The 20,866-nt window shown below is 43.8% G+C and carries 14 protein-coding genes and 1 pseudogene; 9 read left to right on the top strand and 6 right to left on the bottom strand.

Translation table 11 applies throughout. The features are described 5' to 3' along the window. Positions 1–77 precede the first annotated feature (77 nt). Positions 78–419: pseudogene (locus AC59JO_RS05920) on the top strand (carboxypeptidase-like regulatory domain-containing protein); the annotation flags it as partial. Between the two features lie 153 nt (positions 420–572). Beyond that, positions 573–2,720, top strand: coding sequence for an outer membrane beta-barrel protein (locus AC59JO_RS05915; protein WP_413671165.1), 2,148 nt, complete (start codon positions 573–575; stop codon positions 2,718–2,720). Positions 2,721–3,189: 469 nt separating this feature from the next. Here the strand turns inward: AC59JO_RS05915 and AC59JO_RS05910 are convergent, their stop codons facing one another. Continuing rightward, positions 3,190–3,768 carry a hypothetical protein gene (locus AC59JO_RS05910; RefSeq protein WP_413668312.1) on the bottom strand — a complete coding sequence of 193 codons (579 nt, stop codon included), beginning with the start codon at positions 3,766–3,768 and terminating at the stop codon, positions 3,190–3,192. A 747-nt stretch (positions 3,769–4,515) separates the two neighbouring features. On the opposite strand from AC59JO_RS05910, the gene AC59JO_RS05905 reads away from it, so the two are divergent. Beyond that, positions 4,516–5,790, top strand: a complete 1,275-nt coding sequence (locus AC59JO_RS05905; RefSeq protein WP_497304058.1) for an alginate lyase family protein — start codon at positions 4,516–4,518, stop codon at positions 5,788–5,790. 337 nt (positions 5,791–6,127) lie between these two features. On the opposite strand, the gene AC59JO_RS05900 is transcribed toward AC59JO_RS05905, so the two are convergent. Together AC59JO_RS05900 and AC59JO_RS05895 are read right to left on the bottom strand one after the other, a co-directional pair. Beyond that, positions 6,128–6,502, bottom strand: coding sequence for a DoxX family membrane protein (locus AC59JO_RS05900; RefSeq protein ID WP_413668314.1), 375 nt, complete (start codon positions 6,500–6,502; stop codon positions 6,128–6,130). Between the two features lie 45 nt (positions 6,503–6,547). Beyond that, positions 6,548–7,939, bottom strand: a complete 1,392-nt coding sequence (locus tag AC59JO_RS05895; RefSeq protein ID WP_413668315.1) for an MATE family efflux transporter — start codon at positions 7,937–7,939, stop codon at positions 6,548–6,550. A gap of 29 nt (positions 7,940–7,968) precedes the next feature. Here AC59JO_RS05895 and AC59JO_RS05890 point away from each other — a divergent pair, with 29 nt between their 5' ends. The 6 genes from AC59JO_RS05890 to AC59JO_RS05865 all read left to right on the top strand — a co-directional run bounded on the left by AC59JO_RS05890 (position 7,969) and on the right by AC59JO_RS05865 (position 13,017). Further along, positions 7,969–8,169, top strand: a complete 201-nt coding sequence (locus AC59JO_RS05890) for a hypothetical protein (RefSeq protein WP_413668316.1) — start codon at positions 7,969–7,971, stop codon at positions 8,167–8,169. Positions 8,170–8,215: 46 nt separating this feature from the next. Further along, on the top strand, positions 8,216–8,794 hold the full coding sequence (locus tag AC59JO_RS05885; protein WP_110583641.1) for a Crp/Fnr family transcriptional regulator: 579 nt from the start codon (positions 8,216–8,218) through the stop codon (positions 8,792–8,794). A 90-nt stretch (positions 8,795–8,884) separates the two neighbouring features. Next, the gene (locus tag AC59JO_RS05880) at positions 8,885–9,133 is read left to right on the top strand and encodes a VOC family protein (protein WP_497304055.1); all 249 of its coding nucleotides are present in this window, start codon (positions 8,885–8,887) and stop codon (positions 9,131–9,133) included. Beyond that, positions 9,081–9,296, top strand: a complete 216-nt coding sequence (locus AC59JO_RS05875) for a VOC family protein (protein WP_497304053.1) — start codon at positions 9,081–9,083, stop codon at positions 9,294–9,296. Before AC59JO_RS05880 ends, AC59JO_RS05875 begins: the two co-directional genes overlap by 53 nt. A 242-nt stretch (positions 9,297–9,538) precedes the next feature. Beyond that, positions 9,539–10,357 (top strand): hypothetical protein, encoded by an 819-nt coding sequence (locus AC59JO_RS05870; RefSeq protein WP_497304051.1) that lies wholly within the window; start codon positions 9,539–9,541, stop codon positions 10,355–10,357. 254 nt (positions 10,358–10,611) lie between these two features. Then, positions 10,612–13,017 (top strand): outer membrane beta-barrel protein, encoded by a 2,406-nt coding sequence (locus tag AC59JO_RS05865; RefSeq protein ID WP_497304049.1) that lies wholly within the window; start codon positions 10,612–10,614, stop codon positions 13,015–13,017. A gap of 761 nt (positions 13,018–13,778) precedes the next feature. On the opposite strand, the gene AC59JO_RS05860 is transcribed toward AC59JO_RS05865, so the two are convergent. The 3 genes from AC59JO_RS05860 to AC59JO_RS05850 form a co-directional block, all read right to left on the bottom strand. Beyond that, positions 13,779–14,708, bottom strand: coding sequence for a rhodanese-like domain-containing protein (locus AC59JO_RS05860; protein ID WP_413668321.1), 930 nt, complete (start codon positions 14,706–14,708; stop codon positions 13,779–13,781). Positions 14,709–14,871: 163 nt separating this feature from the next. Beyond that, positions 14,872–17,136 (bottom strand): FG-GAP-like repeat-containing protein, encoded by a 2,265-nt coding sequence (locus tag AC59JO_RS05855; RefSeq protein WP_497304047.1) that lies wholly within the window; start codon positions 17,134–17,136, stop codon positions 14,872–14,874. A gap of 78 nt (positions 17,137–17,214) precedes the next feature. Further along, positions 17,215–20,790 carry a VCBS repeat-containing protein gene (locus AC59JO_RS05850; RefSeq protein WP_497304045.1) on the bottom strand — a complete coding sequence of 1,192 codons (3,576 nt, stop codon included), beginning with the start codon at positions 20,788–20,790 and terminating at the stop codon, positions 17,215–17,217. Between the last annotated feature and the right edge of the window lie 76 nt (positions 20,791–20,866).

The raw sequence follows: 20,866 nt of genomic DNA, 5'->3' as shown, positions 1-20,866 counted from the left end.
AACATTTAACGATCATTTCTACCAACTAAGTTTCATTGTAGACCGCCACTTTTTATGGACCGACTTGATTATGGACAATGATTCTTAGATATCTGAAAATTTCCCTTTTTTTAACGCTTATATTTTCACATGTTGTAAAGGCTCAAAACAACCAGGTGCTCAGGGGTAGAATTCTTGACTCGGCCCTTACGCCGTTAAGTGGCGCAAACATATCCCTGATCAGTGGGAGAGATACTTCAAAATCAGTAAGTAATGATTTGGGAGAATTCGTTTTTAGGGAGCGATCAAAAGGAAACTATATACTGAAAATCAGCTATACCGGTTACTATGAGTATAAAGGTACCATCATGTTGTCAGATAGCCTGAAAACTGTTACTGAACTTGATATCAGGCTGAGGACCAATACCCATAAGTTGGCGGAGGTGATCGTGAGGAGCCATACAACTCCTGTGATTTTTAAACGTGACACTACGGAATATGACGTTGATTATTTCAGGGGAGATAACGAAGAACTCATCGAAAGCCTGCTCAGGAGATTGCCCGGGCTGGAAATAGATGCCGATGGTAATCTGATGAGCGAAGGTAAGCCAGTGACGAACCTGCGCGTTGACGGGCAGGATTTCTTTACTGGTAACGTAAGGGAATTTATACAAAAACTACCGACACGTATATTTGATAAGGTCCAGATATTAAATGATTTTGGCCAGGATGCTTCATTTTCAGGCATCAAAACAAATTCTTCAATAAGAACTATAAACCTGGTTACCAAACCGGGGATGAATAAGGGTATTTTTGGAAACATTGATGCTTTAGCGGGTAGCAATAAGCTTGCGGGTGTAGCTGGCTCCGGAAATATTTGGAGTGGCGCAAAACAAATTTCGGCAACAGCCGACTTGAAAACAGCTAAAGATGTTATCGGTTCAAATATTTATAACAGAGCAGGCGTTACCTATGCAGACCGCTTAAGTGATCATTTTAAATTTGGAAGCTCATATAGTTACAACTCCTCCAGGGCAGGGGCGACCAATCAATCTTATTCAGAAACAATCACCTCATCAGGATTAATCAAAAATATAATGGACAATCAATCCGCTTCCCGGGGGGATAATCATACGTTTTCATTTAATTCCAGATATGAACCGGACAAGCAAACCTTTATAAAAATAGAAGGGAATATAAAAACCGCAAAAAATACTGACAGCTCAGGTAGCTTCTCACAACAATCCGGCTTGTTGCATCAGGACCTACGATCAAATATCACAGGTTTTCGTCGAAACCCGTCAGCAAGCGCAGAATTCTCAATTGGCAAAAGGCTTGATAAACATGGGCGCGTATTAACATTGAATACTCATTATTTCCAGGAAAATTCGACGGATGAGCATCAAACAAATCGGTTGATAGGTTATTATCAGTCGATAGGTGGCATTGCCAGTGATTCGATTTTTAATAGCGTTACACAAAGTCATTTAAAACGTACTGGTGTTGACGCTGATCTTTCTTATTTGCAGCCAACAGGGAAGAAAAGTTTTTTTTCAGCAGTTTACGAATTTTCAAAAACCAATCAAAGTTCAAGGTTATTTACCTTTCAGGATATCGGGCCTGACAAAGGCGGACGTCTTATCGACTCGTTGAGCGGAGCTGTCCATAACTTTAATATCAATCATAAGATTGACCTGAGAGAACAATTTGAAAGTGATAAATTCACCATTGCAGGTGGGATGAGTTTTCAACGAAATGCTATATCTGGAATATACCAGGGACGTATTGGCAATATTGGTCGTTCAGTATATAATTATGCGCCGATATTATCATTTACTTATAACCCCAATAAGCATGATAGCTTCGATCTGAAATATGCGGGATCCAGCGAGTCGCCTTCGATTGACCAGTTACAACCTGTAACGGATGCGTCAAATATTCAAAATATCATTATTGGGAATCCGGACCTGAAGCCATCTTTCAATCACCAGGGAGAATTAAATTTCAGGCATTATGGCATCCGTTCCAAACAAATGCTAACATTTACATTGGTCGGATCATTCACACAAAACGAAATCGTAAGCAATACGACAATCATTCGCGACACCCTGAATTCCTACAAACAGATAACGAGCTATGTTAACGCTAACGGAGGGCTTAATTTAAGAGGAAACTATAATTATTCCATGCAGATAAATTTGTCAACCAATTTTGTTCTGAAAATGACGTTTACCGGAAATGCTAATTTTTCAAGGCAGGTTGTATTTGTAGATAATCAGCGAACGTTTAACCATTCGACGAATTTCTTACAGGCGTGGAAGACAAGTTTCCGTAGAAAAAAGATGGAAACTGAAGCAGGTATAAACTATGCAATATCAGGTAATCAATATATTATCGGTAAGGGACTGAAAAACACTATCGAACAATGGAGCTTCTACTTTAGCGAACGTCTTTATATTTTCAAAAATAATACATTAGCAATTGACGCTAAAAAAAGTATCTCAAGCGGGTATTCAAACATAGGAAATACCAATCCATTTGTTGTCAATGGTAGCGTCAGCCAAACATTCTTTAAAAATAATTTAGTGGTAAAATTCCTCGCATCTGACATTTTTGATAAATCAAGCAGGATAAGCCAAACTATTTCGGGCAATACTATTTTCAATAATCGCTCGATGTATGTTACACGCTATTTTACCCTTAGCGCAGGTTTTAGAATGAGCAGATTCCCAGGAAAATAGATTGCTCATCATATGTAGACACATCTACCTAATATGATATATATTATTATCGGGCTATAGTCAGGCCCAGCCAGCGGTAGTTGTAATTAAGCTTTATTTATTGTGGTCATTTTATATGCCCGTAATTCCTGCTATTGCATGGCTTCCAGGCAAAGTTTAGGCGTTGTGGCTGGTTTATTGAAAAACGACTTATACTTACATCGTTAGGTTCTGAATAGGAATTTTAAATATTAGCTATTGGCAGCCCCCGGCAGATTTATGATCATATTACATGATTCTTTAAAACGGAGTTATGCAGGAAATGCCATTTAGCATATAAGATATTCAATTATGTGTTAATCCAAAGAATGTTTTACGTAGCCGTCTTTCTAAACGGGTTTCCATAATTAAATGATGCGATATTTTGGTAAATGCAATAAAAGGTATAGAAATGATTTCTATACCTTTTATTGCATTTAAAATCCTATAGCTAATTTACTGCTACCGGAGTTATCTTTATAAAAGATACTTTGCCGTCTAATCCGTTGTTTGCATGATAGGTTACAGACACATAGTCATCATAAAAGCTTGACTCAAACGTCCAAACATAATATGCCAAACCAGCCGGTATGTCTTTTTTAACGGTAATTTCCACCCAGTCGTCGCTTTTGCTTGCATCGGGGCTATCGTACAGTTCATAATGTAAACCAGCCTGTTTTCCGTAGAAAAGTGCGGAACGTGCCCTGTCGTTGAAAGCCCCGCCGCCGCCCAGGGCACTGTTTGGCCATGTAGGAAACAAGTGATAGATATCTATGTTATTGGCTTGCCCTGAATGTGTGCCTAAAGCCGAATACGGAGTGTGGTAAGATGGTCCATTCTGTTCAATTAAACCAATAACACCGTCTGGGTTCAAAGATCCGTATTGTGTAAGATCTGCGGTGTAACTCACTAAACCGCCATTTGGTGGAAGTGGACCGCCACCGCCACCACCGCTTCCCGGATCATCTGGAGGGGGAGGAGGAGGTAATAATTTTGCGGGTGAGGCTGTCTTGGCGCTTTGGGCGCTCACGATTTGACCAGCGAACAGAGCCGTCGCCAGGCAACAAATTGCAATAAGGTTTTTCATAATATGTATTGATATATATTACAGCCAAGATAACATCTTGGTTTTATACTCGCAATATTAATTTAATTTTTTTTCATAACAATTCAAAATTGGATAATTATTAAGAAAAATAAGTGTATTTATCGAAATATAACGATATATATTTAAGATTATTTCTATTTTTTTTGTTTTAAATAAGAATCTTTTATTTTCATTCAATTAAAATAAATATGCAGGGTATAAATATTAAATTAAAGATGAATTATTTTAATAGCTTGTTTAAATTGTATAGAAACGGGTTGACTATATTTTGTAACAAGAGTTTGTAATTTCTGCATAATCTTCTGTCGTTATCGAACCAAGAAATGCCCGTTCCCCAAACTGTCGCGAGTATAAAGCGCCGACAAAGAGGATAGCATACTAATGACTTTTAACCCCCTAAACCTATTTTAAGACGATACAATTGTACCAAAACTAATTACTGATTGACACCGCAAATACCCAGCTTGCGTCATCAGTTTATTTTATCGTGATGTTTAATCATGCCCCCACGCTAACAGACATAGCCCTTCCAAAAAGGTTATTCCTTTTCAATGAGTATAAACAACCTCCAAAGTTGTCTCACAAAAGAAGACTGGTTAAGAATTGTAACTAAACCGTCTGATATGCTATTTGTAATATTGTCCACAAATTTTACCTATAAACAAAAAAATGAAAAGTAAATCAATTCAATTTGCCCTTTGTGTTGCGGCCTTACTTTGCGGGTGCAGCAAACCTGTATCTGTTAAGGGCGTAACAGTTCCCGGAAAAGACAGTGTTGCCGGCAAAAATTTAACCTCAAATTCGTTGGGCAGCGTAACAACCATTGTTCACCCGGGGATGCTGCATTCGGCAGCGGATTTTGCCCGTATGACGGCCAAAGTAAATGCCGGGGCACAGCCCTGGCTCGATGGCTGGAACAGGCTTGTTGCTAATGGCCACTCATCCCCTACCTATGTTCCCCGGCCGGTAGATACTATTGTACGCGGCAAGGCGGCAAGCGGCAAGGCCGAAAATTACATACTGGCCTGCCAGGACGCTGCGGCGGCTTATCAAAATGCATTACGCTGGAAAATTAAGGGCGATACCGCCTGCGGCAATAACGCGGTAGCTATTATGAATGCATGGGCCGCTAAATGCAAATTCATCGACGGCGACAGTAACAAACAGCTTGCGGCGGGGCTGCAGGGCTACCAATGGGCCAACGCGGCCGAAATCATGCGGGGCTACAGCGGCTGGTCGGCATCTGATTTTACCGCCTTTAAAAACTTTATGCTTAATGTGTATTACCCCGTATCAAGCGATTTCCTGGCGAGGCATAACAATACCTGCGGAACACATTACTGGCTAAACTGGGATATGTCGAATCTTTGTACAGTGCTGGCCATTGGCATTCTTTGTGATGATATCAGCAAAGTTAATTACGCCATCAATTATTACCAGCACAGTGGTGTTGGTACCGCGTATATAGGGCGTGTAACCACGGCTACCTATCCCAACGGAATGGACCAGGCGCAGGAAGCCGGAAGAGACCAGGGGCACGCCACGATGGAAGTCCCCCTCTTTGGCACTTTTTGCCAGATGTTATATAACCAGGGCCAAAACTTTTTCGACTATAACCCCTGGAACCATATTAACCCGCCGCTTTTGGGGGTAAGCGAATATATCGCTGCTTACAATATCAATACAACCAACACGGTTCCGTATACCACTTATAATAACTGTGAAAACTCCAACCAAACCGTTATTTCAAGCGGAGGCCGCGGCAATATTCGCCCGGGCTGGGAACTGGTGTATAACTACTACGTTAAAGTAAAGGGTAAAACAGCTGATTATACCACCCAGTTTGCAACCAAAGTGCGCCCCGAAGGCGGTGGCGGCGATTACGGAGGTAACAGCGGCGGCTATGATCAATTGGGCTTTGGCACATTGACCTTCTCACGGTAAACAAACAAAACAGATCAACAGGCAGGGGCTTCGTTAAACGCCAACGAAGCCCGTGCTTATTAATAAAACCGGCTAACCGGCGGAACACTGATTGCAGTATAGATTACCACAGGTATTCGGAAGATGAAGATCGGTTGAAAATGCTGATTAAAAAAGCCTATCATTGCTGTGAGGAGCGGCATTGGTAAAAGCACCTGGGGCGACGCGGCAATCCCGTAGCTACACAGGGCGGACATGCATTGGCTAAGAGATTGCCGCGCTACGCTCGCAATGACATATTTTTTTTAAAAAAACTGAGATAATTTCATCTTCCGAACACCTGTGTACAAGCCACCCATTACCGCACCATAGGAAGATATTTCTCCCTGTTTTCGATGATCACCCAGATCAGTACCGCCCAGAGCACGAGCACCATCGGTAATCCGGACGATAAAGAAATAACGGTTAACAAAATGCCAACCATTACGGGGAAAAGGATCACCGCCCCTAAAGCCCTGGAACGGGGAATAATCACCAGGATCCCCCCGGTGATCTCGGCAATGCCGATAAGTGGCATCAGCCATTTGATCTGCATAATAGCGCCGAACATAGCCACGGCATTTTTCGGCATGTCTTTAGGTACGGGCATGTAATTAAAAAACTTGTTGAGGCCGGCATTAATAAACATCAGCCCGAATAACAGGCATACAATGAACAGGATTGTCTTTTTCATGATTTATGTGGTTTAATTGTTTTTTTCAAGTTAATAACGGCAGCTTTACACCTTCACTTTTTTCCAGTTCCCTTTTTTGAAATAATACCAGGAAACCAAGGCTAAAAGCGCTTCGGCAGCCGGCACTGCTGTAATTGCACCTGCCGAGTGCATACCGAAGCCTTTGGCGAGTAAATAAGCTAAAGGCACCTGGAAAAGCCAGAAGCAACCGAAATTGATCCAGGTAGGCGTTTTGGTATCCCCGGCCCCGTTTAAGGCCTGGCTCATAACCATGGCGATGGCATAAAATATAAATCCCGAACCGATGATCCGGAGCGCCGTACTCCCGTAGTTCAAAATAACGGGCTCGGTTGTAAATACGCTGATGATGGGCCGGGCAAAGAACAGGAACAACAGCATCACGAAACTCATTAATATGGCATTATAACGCGCCGTAAGCAGCACACTTTGGGCGGCCCTGTCAACACGGCCTGCACCTAAGTTTTGCCCAACTAAAGTAGCGGCAGCATTACTTAATCCCCAGCAGGGTAAAATAAAGAAAACGAAATTCCGGAAGGCAATCTGGTAGCCGGCCGAGGCTGCTGTACCACCGGTTTCCGCAACCAACCTTGTAAGGATGATCCAGCTGCCACTTGCAATGATAAATTGAAAAGTTGCAGGCCAGGCAACAGTGATGATGGTTTTTACAATCGCCGGATCCCAATTAAAGTGAGCCCAACGGAACTTCAAAATACCGCTGCCTTTAAACAGGTGGTACACCTGGAAAGTTACTCCGCAGCTCCTTCCGATGACGGTGGCCATGGCAGCGCCTTTTAACCCGAAAAAGTGAATAAAAACAGGGCAAAGAATAATGTTGATAGCGCTTGCGATCCAAAGACTTTTCATCGCCATAGCGGCATCACCCGCACCCCGAAAAATTCCGTTGATCAGAAACAACAGGATAATCACAAGGCTGCTGCCCAGCATGATCCGCGTAAAAACAGCGCCGTCCCTCACCACTTCTTCGCTTGCCCCCATCAACTTTAAGATTTCCGGTGCATATAAAACTCCAGCCAAGCTAACCAGGATAGTGGTGATCAGGCAAATTACCAGCGACTGGGCGCCGGCATGGGCCGCGGCTTCAGGTTTCTTTTCGCCTATCCTCCGCGCTACGATTGCTGTTGCAGCGGTGCTTAAGCCGATGGCGATGGAATAAACAATGGTAATCACCGACTCGGTTAAACCTACCGTGGCTATAGCGTTTTGCCCGAGTTTACTTACAAAAAACATATCCACTACCGCAAAAACGCTTTCCAGGCTTAACTCCAGGATCATTGGAATAGCCAGTAAAAAGATGGCTTTCGGAATACTGCCTTGCGTATAATCCTGTTGCTCGCCATTAAGGGAAAGCTTAATGGCGTTCCATAGTTTCGAGCTTGTGATCTGTAATGTACTCATCGTTATTTGCTTATTTAAATTTTGTACGGTTGCCGGTTTACTTTGTTGTTTTTCGTAACACGATCCTCATTGATCATAAACTTAATCAACGATACAAAGATGTGATGCATGCCGGTATTTCGCAGCGTGCAAAAGCGACAATCCCGGGGGTATTTCGCGACAAGATTATTTCCGCAGCACGTCTGCTTCGCGCACAACCTCAAACCGGCGCGGGTATCAGCGTCGGTTAATAATAGTATTATCTTGTAAATAAGGTAAGTTACTTATCTTTAGCCAATGAGCAATGATATTTTCTTCCGAAAAATAAAAACTTATGCGCAGCTCTCGCCGCAGGCCGAAGCTGCGTGGGCTGCTCTGCTCCGCGAAAACACCTATAACAAAGGCGACTATTTTGTTACAGAAGGCCAGACACCTAAAAAGGTGGCCTTTATTGTAAATGGCTTAATGTATCAATATTATGCTGCCGAAAACGGCGATATGGTGGTTAAATATTTCTTTCCAGAAAACCGTATTGCCGGCTCAATGACCGCTACGCTCACACAGTCGCCGAGTAATTTTACCATCAAAGCGCTGGAAGATACCGATGTGCTTGAATATAATTTTATAGAGTTTAAAAAATTGGTTGCCATTTATCCCGATATCGCAGCCTTTTATATCCGCTACATGGAACAGCATTGGATAGTGGAAAAGGAACCTTATGAAGTATCGCTGCGGTATGAATCGGCAAAAACTAATTACGATAATTTTCTCCGCAAATATCCTGGCTTGGTAAAACGGCTAAAGAAACAGCACATCGCCGCTTATCTCGGCATCACCCCCACGCAGCTGAGCCGGATATTTTTTGCGAATAAGTGATTTTTTTCGCTTTTCTCAACATATGTAAATTTTTCTGAAAAACGGGTAGTGCAACTTTGTGCCATCAACAACAATAAAAAAATTAAAATCATGGCAACAAAAATTTTCATCAACCTCCCCGTTAAAGACCTGGACAGGTCAAAAACTTTTTTCAGCGGACTTGGCTATAGCTTTAATCCGCAATTTAGCGACGACAAAGCAGCCTGCATGGTGGTAAGCGAGCACATTTATGTAATGATGCTGGTAGAAAGCTATTTTAAAACTTTTACTAAAAAAGAGGTAAGCGATGCACACCGGGCAACTGAAAGTATTGCTGGCCCTGGATGCAACCTCCCGTGAGGAAGTACAACAAACCATAGCAAAAGCAACCGAACTTGGGGGCTCCATTTATGCCGACCCGCAAGACCACGGCTGGATGTATCAGCACAGCTTTGCCGACCCGGACGGCCATCAATGGGAAATTGTTTATATGGACACAACCAATATGCCGGATTTTAGTTGAGGCTGAATGCTGTTTTTACCCTCTGTGGTTAAATTTTTATCACGGAGGGTAACCTGAAGCCAATGCATTATATTCCCCGACATATGATGCCGCTGGACTGCAGGCGCAATTTTGAGCCCGCAGTTATAATTCCGGATCACTGTAATTTATTTTCTTATCACTTCTTACAAACGGACCAACCATCAAAACTTCCACCTTCAGCAAATATTTCCTATCTTCATATCAAATACTCACTAAACCATATGATTAAACCTGTCATTGCCCGATTGATAATCCCATTCGTGATGCTATTTTTTGGGGTTTCAATATTGTTTTCAGGCTGTAAAAAAGATGCGGCCAAAAAACAGGCAGGTCCCGCCTGTTATGATTATATGACGATAGACTCGAACATGAGCTTCCGGGAGGCGGCTTATGCCAATTATTACTATTACAACAGCCAGCACCAACTGATAAGACATGTGGTTACCAGCGGCGGTGCCGTTGCCTGGAGCGATACTTTTGCCTACGATCATGGGCATGTGGTGAAGTCGTGGATGGCGCTGGGCAACAACACTTTCGCCAATTATTACACCCGTAACGAGTATGATTATAACGATACGTTGATGAGCGTCAGCCGGTATTACCTGGGTAATAAACTTATAGTACACAGCGCCTACACTTACGACTCCAAAGGGCGGCTTGCCAGCTACGCTCAATATTCAGACAATACCTCCCTGCAAACCGAAGGCAACTATATTGATAATTTGGTATACGACGACAACGACAATTTAACCAAGCTTACCGACCAATACGGCAATGTAAAAGCGCGCTACGGTAATTACGACGATAAGCCCAACGTAAACTACAGGATGCCCTACGACTGGGCCTATGATATCTTCAATTATTTCAATCCATTCTCTAAGCATAACGTTGGCGTTCAGCATTTCTACACCTATAATACATATAGCGCAAAAACGGATACCAGCAATCATACTTTTACCTATACTTACACCAATGGCAAGGTAGCGACAGAAATTATTGACGGAAGCGTTTTAATGAAGTTGAGTTCGTTATGTAAATAGATTTGTCATGTGTTGGGTATTGGTCAGTTCCAAAACAGGTGTGGAGATGTAGTGCCGGCAAAGAACGTGGCTTACCCGTGCCTTTCATTAAATGGATTCGGGAGAGCGCAACAGAACTCCCCGCTATAAAAGCAGGCGCGCCCGTCAACCTGGATAGCGAGGTAAAAAAGTGATTTTCACCCATATTTTCGCACCTTAAACTGCAAACATCAACGCCAGTCTGATTATATTACGGGATTATTAGGATTGACTGAATGACCCGTACACTTTTACTCTCTTTATTGGCCCTGTTACCCATGGGCGGCTTTGCTCAGCAGTTTACATTGATAGTTGTTAAAGAAAATGCCCAGCCCGCCGATGGTGCCACCGTTAAACTGATACAGGATAACCGGCAGGTAAGCGCGGGTATAAGCAATGCCCGCGGCCAGGCCATGTTCCGGAACATCCCGCAGGGAACATTCAGTTTCTCGGTATCTTATACCGGTTATCAGCCCCAAACTACCCGCAGCTATACTATTGCCGGGCATATAAAGCAGGATACCATTCGCATGCAACCCCTGAGTACCGTACTGAAAGAGGTAAACGTCACCGCAAAAACACCTCCTGTGGAAGTGAAGCAGGGAAAGTTGATCGTCAACGTAGAAGCCTCGGTAACCAATGTGGGCGCTACCGTATTGGAAGTTTTGGAGAAATCGCCTGGTGTGATGGTTGACCGTAATGGCGGCATCTCTTTACAAGGCAAGCCGGGGGTGCTGGTGATGATAGATGGCAAGCCTACCTATCTTTCCGGCGCCGATCTCAATAACCTGCTCAGCAGTATGAGTTCCACCCAGGTAGCGCAGATTGAGCTGATTGCCAACCCCACGGCACGGTATGATGCCAGCGGGAATGCGGGTATCATCAACATCAAAACAAAAAAGAACCGGCAAAAGGGTTTTAACGGATCGGTTTCGGCCACGGTGGCGCAGGGTGTTTACTTCAAAACCAATAATACACTGTCGCTGAATTACCGCGACGGACGCGTCAGCACTTTCTTTAATTATAATATCAGCCGCCAAAAATATCTTACCAACCTGTACGCGCTGCGCAAATACACCGACGCGGGCGGAGCAATCACCTCAACACTGGATCAGCCGTCGCACTTTACCGGCACGTTACTGAATAATACGGCCAAAGCGGGGATTGATTATGATGTTTCGTCCAAAACCACGGTTGGTATTGTGCTTGGCGGAACCATTATCCACCGCGAGGGGAATAACACAGCTTCGGCACGCTGGCTTAACCCAAGTGGCGCGGCAGATTCAGTCATTGCTACTGATAACGCCAATAACAGCCGGTTTAAAAACGGACAGGTGAGCCTGAGCTTTCGCCATGCCATCAGCAAAACCCAGGACATCAGTGCTGATGCCGACTGGCTGCACTACAACATTACCAGCGATCAGAATTTTAACAACCGCCTGCAAACTACCGGCGGTTATAACGAACTTACGCGTGCCAGCATTCCCACAGGCATCACCATACTCTCGGGCAAAGCCGACTATACACTCAAAACCGAAAACGATGGCCAATGGCAACTGGGCTGGAAATCGGTACGGAGCAGTACCGATAACTCCGCAGATTATCAAAACTTCACCTCGGGCCAATGGGCCGACGACCTGACCCGCAGTAACCATTTCCTGTATAACGAGAATATCCATGCGATTTATGCGCTGTTGGAGCGGAAACACAAGGCAATTAGCTACCAGGTTGGCCTGCGTTACGAGCATACCGATTATCATGCGCATCAACTGGGCAACGTGCTTCAAAAAGATTCGGCCTTTTCACGCAACTACGGCAGCTTTTTCCCCAGCGGCTATTTCAGTTACCAGGCTGATACTGCCAATAATTTTACCCTAACCCTGAGCCGTCGCATTGACCGCCCGGTTTACCAAACGCTTAATCCATTCTATTTCATCATCAACAAGTACACTTATCAAACCGGCAACCCTTATATTTTGCCACAATACAGCTGGAACCTGGAGCTGAGCCATCAATACAAAAACCTGCTCACCACTACGCTGTCATACAGCAACATCAACAACTACTTTTCACAGATATTTTTGAGCGATCCTACACAAGCGGGCATCCTGTTGTATACTCAAGGTAATGTGGGGCGCACGTACATCATTGGCGTATCTGAGGCTATCACGGCGTCGCCCACCAACTGGTGGACGCTTACCGCACAGGCGCTGTATAATTACAAAAAACTGAGCGGCTTTAACGGCAATCATTACACATCAGATATTAACCAGCTTAACCTCAACGCCAGCAACCAGTTCACTATTAACAAACGTTTTACGGGCGAGCTATCTGGCTTTTACACCACCCGTGCCCGTAACGATGTGCAGGAACGGCTATACCCTACCGGTCAGCTCTCGGCAGGGCTGGGCATGTCGGTATTTAAAAAGAAAGCTACCCTGAAGTTGAGTATGCGCGATATATTTTATACCAATGCCATGGAAGGTTTAACGCAGTTCCCCAACGCCACCGAGTATTTTAAGATTAAGCGCGATAGCCGCGTAGTAGTGCTTGCGTTCACCTATCGCTTCGGTAAGAGCTACAAAACGGCTAAGCGCGATAATGGTGCTGCCGATGAAATGCAACGGGTGGGGAATGGGTAATGAAGGAGTTATTGCGTTTCCTTAATCTTGCGCTCGTTTGCAACGAGCACTTAATATGGCTTAGCGATTGCATCGCCAATTGCGTTATAAACGCAAATCCAGGTTACGCACCCGTTACAAACCATAGCTGTTGGGAAGATGAGGGATCGCTGGGACTGTTGTTTAAAAAGCCAAGTCATTGCTTCGTCGTTCCTCCTTATAATGACGCAATTGTAAGTTATTGATTATTAATGGTGTTTTTTTCGATCGTTTTTATAAAGTTGGCGTTGCCTGCGGCCCGGGCTGTACGCTCATACTGCACGGGCCTTAGCCACAAGGCCGGTATCCGCTCCCATCCCTAACGCGGCCCACGCGCACCATCGCCAAAATATATTTTATACGTCATGACGGTTTTTTTCAGGATTTCCCTGATGAGTACTCGCAATGACTTGGCTATGCAGATCGGACATGCATTGGCTACGAGATTGCCACGCTGCGCTCGCAATGACATGGCTTTTTTTTGTTTTTCCAGGAAACTTTCATCTTCCCAACACCTGTGGTTACAAACGAGCGCGAACTGGGAAAATGTCATTTCTAACCATTGAAGGGTGGGAAACAGCAAGGCAAGGGTACGAAATCTTATACGATATGCAAATTTACACGATAAAAGCAGGGCGTAGAAGATTTCTCTTCACCTGCCGACACACAAATCCCCTCTATGGTTCGTTCGACATCGTTTTTCAATTAGTAATAATCATTAAAGATGTGTACACTTAGTAGCCTTAAAGAAACATCACCTGCTGGCCTGATTGAGCCCATGCATCAATCCCTCCCACTAAGGGACGGATGCGCTTCAGCCCAACTTTGCGCAATTTATCTGCGTATCTTGCTGCGGTTATTTCATTCGGGCACGAGCAGTAAATAACAATCTCTTTATGCTGTGCATACCGATCGGCAATATCATTAAAACTATTTTCATCTATTGGGACTGAGCCCGGTATAAATCCATTTTTTGTGCGCTGATCTATCGGACGCGCATCAAGTATCACCGGGTTCGATTCTCCATCCAACAATTCAATCAAATCATTTACAGTTACCCTATCCGTTTCAAACTGCCTGATAAGACGATAGCGCCGAAGCCATTTAAACAAAAGATATAAGCCGAATAAAACAACAACGAATAAACCTCCCAACTTACCGTAATGGCTTAATGCTGAGATCAAGCCGCCAACTTCATGTCTAAAAACTGCACCCAATGTTACTGCCGCACCGAGATAGATAAGTGCTGCGATGGACGAAAACAATACAAACAAGGTTACTTGCATGGCATAAACTCCGGCAACAACAGGCGCAAGCGTCGACAGCCCCGGAATAAATTTCACAATAGTTAACGCGGGGGCGCCGTAGCGTTCAAAAATATCGCCGGTGCTGCGAACACAGGTATCCGGTGAAATAGAAATTTTACATAACTTCCCAAGGATGCCCGTTCCGTATCTCTTCCCTGCAAAATATAATACAAGGTCTCCTGTTAATGTACCTAATGATCCGGTTAAAATTAGTATGATGATATTCGCTTCGGTTGGAGGGGTAACAGCTGTAGTTACGATCAGCACGGCAAATGCGGGCAACGGTAACCCTACGCTCTGTAAAAGCGTGATCAGGAATACCAGCCAGAGCCCATAGGTTTGTACTAAGTCAACTAATGTATTCATACTTAAGTTGCAGCTAAGATAAGACACTTAACTTTATTGATCAGTCCGATTTTGCGGATTAACCATTATTTGACATCAAAAGTACGAACGGTTGGAAATAAGTGAATATTAAACAACTTGTGGTAAACTGAATAATATTTCAAACCATTCCAGAACAATCATTTCACATCTTCATGGCCATCGACAATGCCGCAACATTACTGAAATTAAGTTTTTTTAACTGAACCGAAGCGGCCTTCCCGTTTCCTTCTGTAATGCGGTAAAACTGGTTTATCTTCAAATTATGAAACCGCTGAACGGTATGGCTGCCAGCCCATGTAATCTCGAGCTCTTCGATAATGCCGGCATGTCCCACACCTATTTCCGCTTGTATAGGTGATGATCCAAAACTGCCACCAGAGTTAAGGTCCCTGTAAACACTTCTTTTAACTCCGTTATCAGTAAACGTTATTTTTAATTGACTGCCAATGGCGGCTTTATTGCTTTTTATGCCGTATGCCTTGATGTTTATCCAGTTGTTATTGTTTTGACCGGGGTTTACATACAAGGCACTGGTGTAGGCATCTCCTGCATAAGCGCCTCCCATTTCGATAAAGATATCCTGTAAACCACGGTTCCGGAAATCGGCAAACGCTACGCCGTGGCCTTTTTGCAGGTTGCCGGTTCCGGAAATGCTTGTTATGTCTTCAAATTGTTTTCCTTCAACGTTCCTAAACATCTTGTTTGGTATAAGGGAGCCAAAATCCGGGTTTCCTGTACCGAAATAAAGATCAGGAAAGCCATCATTATCAATGTCGCCAAAGTTTGCGCCCATACTGAACACCACCTTATCAAGACCTGTTTGTTTGGACACGTCCGTGAACGTACCATTGTGGTTATTTTTATACAGGTAGATATTTCCGGCGTTAGGTACAGGCTTGCCAAGCGCTTCAGCTGCAGCATAGTAGCCCAGCGGGGCATCGAATTTATAATCTGCAATCAGGATATCCTGCCAGCCATCATTATCGTAATCAAAAAACCAGGTTGTAAAGGTACTATTGGTATTCGCAAGGATCCCCGATTGCTTTGTAACGTCTTCAAAGTCGGGGATATTCCCAATCGTGCCTTTATTTTTTAAAAGATGCTTACGCCCGTCCATTGTCGAAATAAAAATATCCGGCCATCCGTCATGATTAAAATCTGCCGATGTAGCCCCTTTTACGTATGACATGATATCACAATGAGCTTGATGACTAACCTCGGTAAATGTGCCGTTACAGTTGTTCACGTACAGCATACTCTTATGGATATTAACGCTGTCACCGTTATTAAAACCCTCTGTCCCTACAAATACATCGAGCCATCCATCGTTATTAAAATCGGCCCAAACGGCTGCCTGGGTAGGGTGATAAAAAAGCAACCCGGCGGGTATCGTCACATCCGTAAACGTGCCATCGCCATTGTTTCGCAATAACGAAGCCGGCTGATTGCCGAAACCGTTCTTTTTCCAGGCACCACGCAATACAAAAATGTCCATCCTGCCGTCGTTGTTGTAATCGGTTTGCTGGATATTCAATCCTCCGGTAAACTTCTGCAATCCGCTCGTTTCAGATTTGTCGGTAAATGTTCCGTCCTGGTTATTTTGAAAATAATGCATGTGGTCATCGAGCTCCGTTCCAGAGGTTACAATGTCCAAATAACCGTCGTTATTGAAATCGTCTGCTATAGCACCCCCTGCCCTGCTGTTCAGCTTAATACCCGCATCGGCAGCCATATCGGTGAAAGGTTTTATTTTTGCTGTACCCGCTTTGTCCAGACCGGGGATTAAAAACGGTTTAGGAACACTATCCGGGTAGCGGCCCAATGTCATGTAAGCGATATTGAGCATCCACCGCGATTCAAGGTCGGCCGGATGTTTTTTCAAAATTCGTTCATAAACTGCGATAGCATGTCGTGATCCGGTTTGATTCACGTGAATTGCATTATCCCTTATAGGATACGTACATGACATCCGGTTGTGATTCAGCATACAATTAGCCCGTTCACCCAAACGCATGTAGGCCAGGCCCATATCCGGTTCAAACAAATCGCCTTTTGAGCTGTCGGCGCCACTCACCATTTTTTCGTAGATGGCAACTGCCTGTTTTTCGTCGCCCGTTTCCAATAACAGCTTAGCTTTGGTATTTAAAAGAAAAAAATCGTTTTCCCGGCCAGGTTGCTTCAGTAAGCTATCGCATTGCGCCACCTTAGCTTCCGGACAAAACGGGTTACGGCTACTGTAATCCGCCTGGTTCAGGTTTGCTATGATCCTGATCATCTTTTGCTCCGATGATCCTCCACATGATAAAACCAATGCCATTGCGGGCATCAATACAAAAAAGACCGTATAAATATTCCTCCGCATTTTTTTGCTGGGGAAACTCAAGCCGATGAATATATTTTTTAACATCTCTTTGGTAATTATTGACCGAACTCCATCTTCTTAAGCTCTCAGCTGATGTAACGGTATCATCTGTAGCAGTAAATATTACTGCAGCCTGATCTCCCGGGCTTTGCCATTATTGGCAATAATCTTTACTTTTTGCGTACCGGGGCTTACTTTCAGGAACCTTGCCGATTGTGATAAAAAAGATGAGCCGTAATAAAACTCCTGCCGGGTAACCGAACCATCTTTTGCAAATACCTCAGCATACAGATCCTGCGGATCAATCTTTATTGTTTTTGCCGGTGTGTTAAGCTCTAATAACTTCAAATTGCCATTGTGCTCACTGGCCGACAGATAATACCGGTTATCCTTACCCCTGAGTTTTACCAGGGCTTTCCCGTCGCCAGGAAAACAGATCCCGCTTTGCAATATCGAAAGCGGTTTAAAGCCACCCTTGCCATCTCCTTTTAAAAGCAGCCCGTTTAAGGCATCATACCTGCCTACCGACACATTTGTACCGTAATCGTTTCCATTAATAGCGACGTCTAAATTACCGTCGCCATCAAAGTCATCAACCACCATCCCGTTAATGGCAGACACCTGGGCATAATTTGGCAGGGGGTACATGTTAAATTTACCATTACCTAAATTTTCGAGGTAGCATGTCGTAAGCGTATTAGCCTTTAGCCGCAACGCGCTTTTCAATTGCTCAGGCGACAGCAAATCCTGCAATGTTGCATGCCCAAAGGAACGATAGTTCACAAATTTTTTCCGGAGACTGATCATTTGCTTAACGGCATCATCACGAACAAAAGATGGAAATTCGCGTTTCACGCCATCTGTATCCGGAAGGAAGAGCGATGGAAAGGCATCGGTAGTTTTACGCTTGTCAAAGTCGCCGGCTGTAATATATACGGGCTCCTTGTCGGTGGCTTTAAAAAAGCTATTCTTTCCCAAATTGCCAACAATGTAATCGATCTTGCCGCAATGCCTGAAATCACCTGCTACAATAGAATTCCACCAGCCTATCTTATCAGCGATCCCTGAACCCGCTGTTGAGTTAACGAATTTGCCCTGAACATTTTTTATAAATGTGATGGGCATCCATTCACCGGCAATAACAAGGTCGGGCCAGCCATCATTATCATAATCAGTAACCAATGCATCGCAGGTTAATCCAAGGTTTTTCAAACAGGGGGCAACTGATGCCGTCACATCGGTAAATTGCAGTTTCCCGGGCTTGCTGTCATTCCGTAAAATAAAACTGGATACCGGGTTGGGATAATGCCAGGGATCAACGCGACCGGTTACCAGTAAATCCAGCTTACCATCCCTGTTATAGTCAAATGCTCTGACACATAGCTTACTTGTTAAATTACCGGGTAAGGCTCCCTTTTGTTCCCTGAAATGTCCCTGGCCATCATTCAGATAAATCCGGTCTGCATAGTTTTTAGAACCGGGGGCGCTTTCATATCCGCCGCTTGCAATATACAGGTCCGGCTTTCCATCGCCATCGGCATCAAATAATAATAAACTTTCATCTTTATAATTTGTACTGTCAGGCTTATCATCTATTAAGTTTCGCTGAAGAAACTTACCATTAGCCTGCTGCAGGAAAGCCTGGGCAGGAAATTTCTTATTACCGCCAATAGCAATATCATCGAGTCCGTTACCATCAAGATCTCCGGCTGCAAGGGCCGGAGCATATGCAGATAGTTTATGAGGTAATAGTTTTTGGATAGTAAAATCCGGGAAGTCACCTTCCTGATGCCGGTAATGAATACCTGCAGAGCCTGTAATTTCTGTAAACAGGGCTCCGGTATTTTTATGTGGTACTACCCAGTTATAAGGCTGGCTGGCATTACTGATACTTACCCTGAGTGTTTGATTGGCCTTTACATTTTTTAAAACCTGTTTATAATTGTTCGGCCATCTGATCACTACCGAATCTAAAACATTATATTTTCCGAGGCCAAAATGTGCGAGGTTTTGAATGGACGACAAGTATCCGCGATAAGGATTATTTTCGTATACCTGATGTTGCCCGCCAGCGTAATAGATATCTACCCATGCACCTATACCATCCCTGTTAAAGCGGTCGCCACTCAATTTAACCTGCAGGTAATTTGATGGTTTGGGCGTCAACTCCCGGTTATTATTTTTATAAATGAGCGCCTCATCGTTGATGTTATTGATCACCATATCCATCGCGCCGTCATTGTCCAGGTCTGCATAGGCAGCGCCATTTGAAAATGTGGGTAAATCAAGTCCCCATTGGCTTGAGATATCACTAAAGTTTAAATCTCCATTATTTTGAAAGGCATAATTATGGATTTTGACCGTTGGGATCTGATCTATAACGGCCTTTTTTGAGGCTGTAGCATAAGGGTTGTTCCTGAAAACGATAAAGTCATGATCGGTAACATCCTTCGGAAACCCGTTGGTTACAACGATGTCGCGATAGCCATCATTATTGAAATCCGTTATCATTGGCGTCCAGCTCCAATCGGTTTCGGTTATCCCACTCAAAAATCCGGTTTCACTGAATATCGGGCCTTTAATAGAATCATTCTGTCCTAATGCAGGCCCCTGGTTTACCTGCAGGGTGTTACGGGCATATTGGTATTGATAAGCATAATGATTAAACATTTCATACGACTGGTAGCTTTCCGGCATCGACATCATTTTTTTCCGGTAATTATCCGGTGGCGACATATCCAGTTCAAACACATCGGCCAGGCCATCGTTGTTCAAATCTTCAATGTCCTGCCCCATTGCATTCATTGAAGTATGCTTAAAGTATTCTTTTGATCTGTTGGTGAAAGTACCGTCGCCATTATTAATGTAGAGGATATTGGGTGATATAAAATCGTTGGTAACGTAAATATCCTTCCATCCGTCTCTGTTTATATCCACAATGGTTGCAGCATGTCCATAACCTTCAATAGAGATGCCGGCTTTTTTTGAAACATCGATAAAAACCGGGTGCTTAAGTTTATCGTCCCATTTGTTTTCATATAACCTTCCGGTGCTTTTACCGCTGCCATCCGTAATTATAGGGCGAAACTGGTTTGCGTAATAGCCATCCCCCGGCCGGTTAACGGTGAGGTACATATCAAGCCTGCCATCATTATTGTAATCAAAAAAAGCGGCCATGGTAGAGTAGGCATGAATATCGAGGCCGTATTCTTTTCCTTCTTCTTTAAAGTGCGGTATCCCCTCCTTATCGGGGCCCTGATTAATGTAAAGCAGGTTTTGCCTTTTAACACTATCCTGCAACAGCGAATTGCATACATAAATATCCGGCAAGCCATCATTATTAATATCAATAACAGCAACCCCTCTGCCCCATTTCCCCAGGCCATTTACACCAGCCTTATCGGTGATATCATCAAATTTGAAGTTGCCGCGGTTCAGGTACAGCCTGTTTGATACCATGTTACCCGAAAAGTAAATATCCTGCAAGCCATCGTTATTGAAATCGCCAATACCTACGCCGCCGCCGTTATAAACGTTGGCATTATCAATCGGATTGATAGAGTCGTTTTCGGTAATCAAATTATTGAAGGTGACTCCTGAATGTGACGACGGTATCAATTCGAACAACGTTTTCTTCTTTTTAGCGCACGAAAAAAAAACAACCGTAACAAGTAATAAAGCCGGGTAAAATTTCTTCATCTATAAATTGGTTTATATGGAAAAGATAGGCTGTTATGCACAGCCTATCTCTTTTAACAAGTCCGGAAATTGATAT

The sequence above is a fragment of the Mucilaginibacter sp. A5337 genome (assembly GCF_059690695.1).
Note: the sequence above shows the minus strand (reverse complement) of the source record. Positions and strands in the feature narration are given on the sequence as shown.

Bases quoted from the DNA above. Each gene is read 5' to 3' on its own strand.
- AC59JO_RS05860 (WP_413668321.1), bottom strand. From the start codon at position 14,708: ATGAATACATTAGTTGACTTAGTACAAACCTATGGGCTCTGGCTGGTA.
- AC59JO_RS05885 (WP_110583641.1), top strand. From the start codon at position 8,216: ATGAGCAATGATATTTTCTTCCGAAAAATAAAAACTTATGCGCAGCTC.
- AC59JO_RS05850 (WP_497304045.1), bottom strand. From the start codon at position 20,790: ATGAAGAAATTTTACCCGGCTTTATTACTTGTTACGGTTGTTTTTTTT.
- AC59JO_RS05905 (WP_497304058.1), top strand. From the start codon at position 4,516: ATGAAAAGTAAATCAATTCAATTTGCCCTTTGTGTTGCGGCCTTACTT.
- AC59JO_RS05915 (WP_413671165.1), top strand. From the start codon at position 573: ATGAGCGAAGGTAAGCCAGTGACGAACCTGCGCGTTGACGGGCAGGAT.
- AC59JO_RS05870 (WP_497304051.1), top strand. From the start codon at position 9,539: ATGATTAAACCTGTCATTGCCCGATTGATAATCCCATTCGTGATGCTA.
- AC59JO_RS05900 (WP_413668314.1), bottom strand. From the start codon at position 6,502: ATGAAAAAGACAATCCTGTTCATTGTATGCCTGTTATTCGGGCTGATG.
- AC59JO_RS05895 (WP_413668315.1), bottom strand. From the start codon at position 7,939: ATGAGTACATTACAGATCACAAGCTCGAAACTATGGAACGCCATTAAG.
- AC59JO_RS05855 (WP_497304047.1), bottom strand. From the start codon at position 17,136: ATGTTAAAAAATATATTCATCGGCTTGAGTTTCCCCAGCAAAAAAATG.
- AC59JO_RS05875 (WP_497304053.1), top strand. From the start codon at position 9,081: ATGCACACCGGGCAACTGAAAGTATTGCTGGCCCTGGATGCAACCTCC.
- AC59JO_RS05865 (WP_497304049.1), top strand. From the start codon at position 10,612: ATGACCCGTACACTTTTACTCTCTTTATTGGCCCTGTTACCCATGGGC.
- AC59JO_RS05880 (WP_497304055.1), top strand. From the start codon at position 8,885: ATGGCAACAAAAATTTTCATCAACCTCCCCGTTAAAGACCTGGACAGG.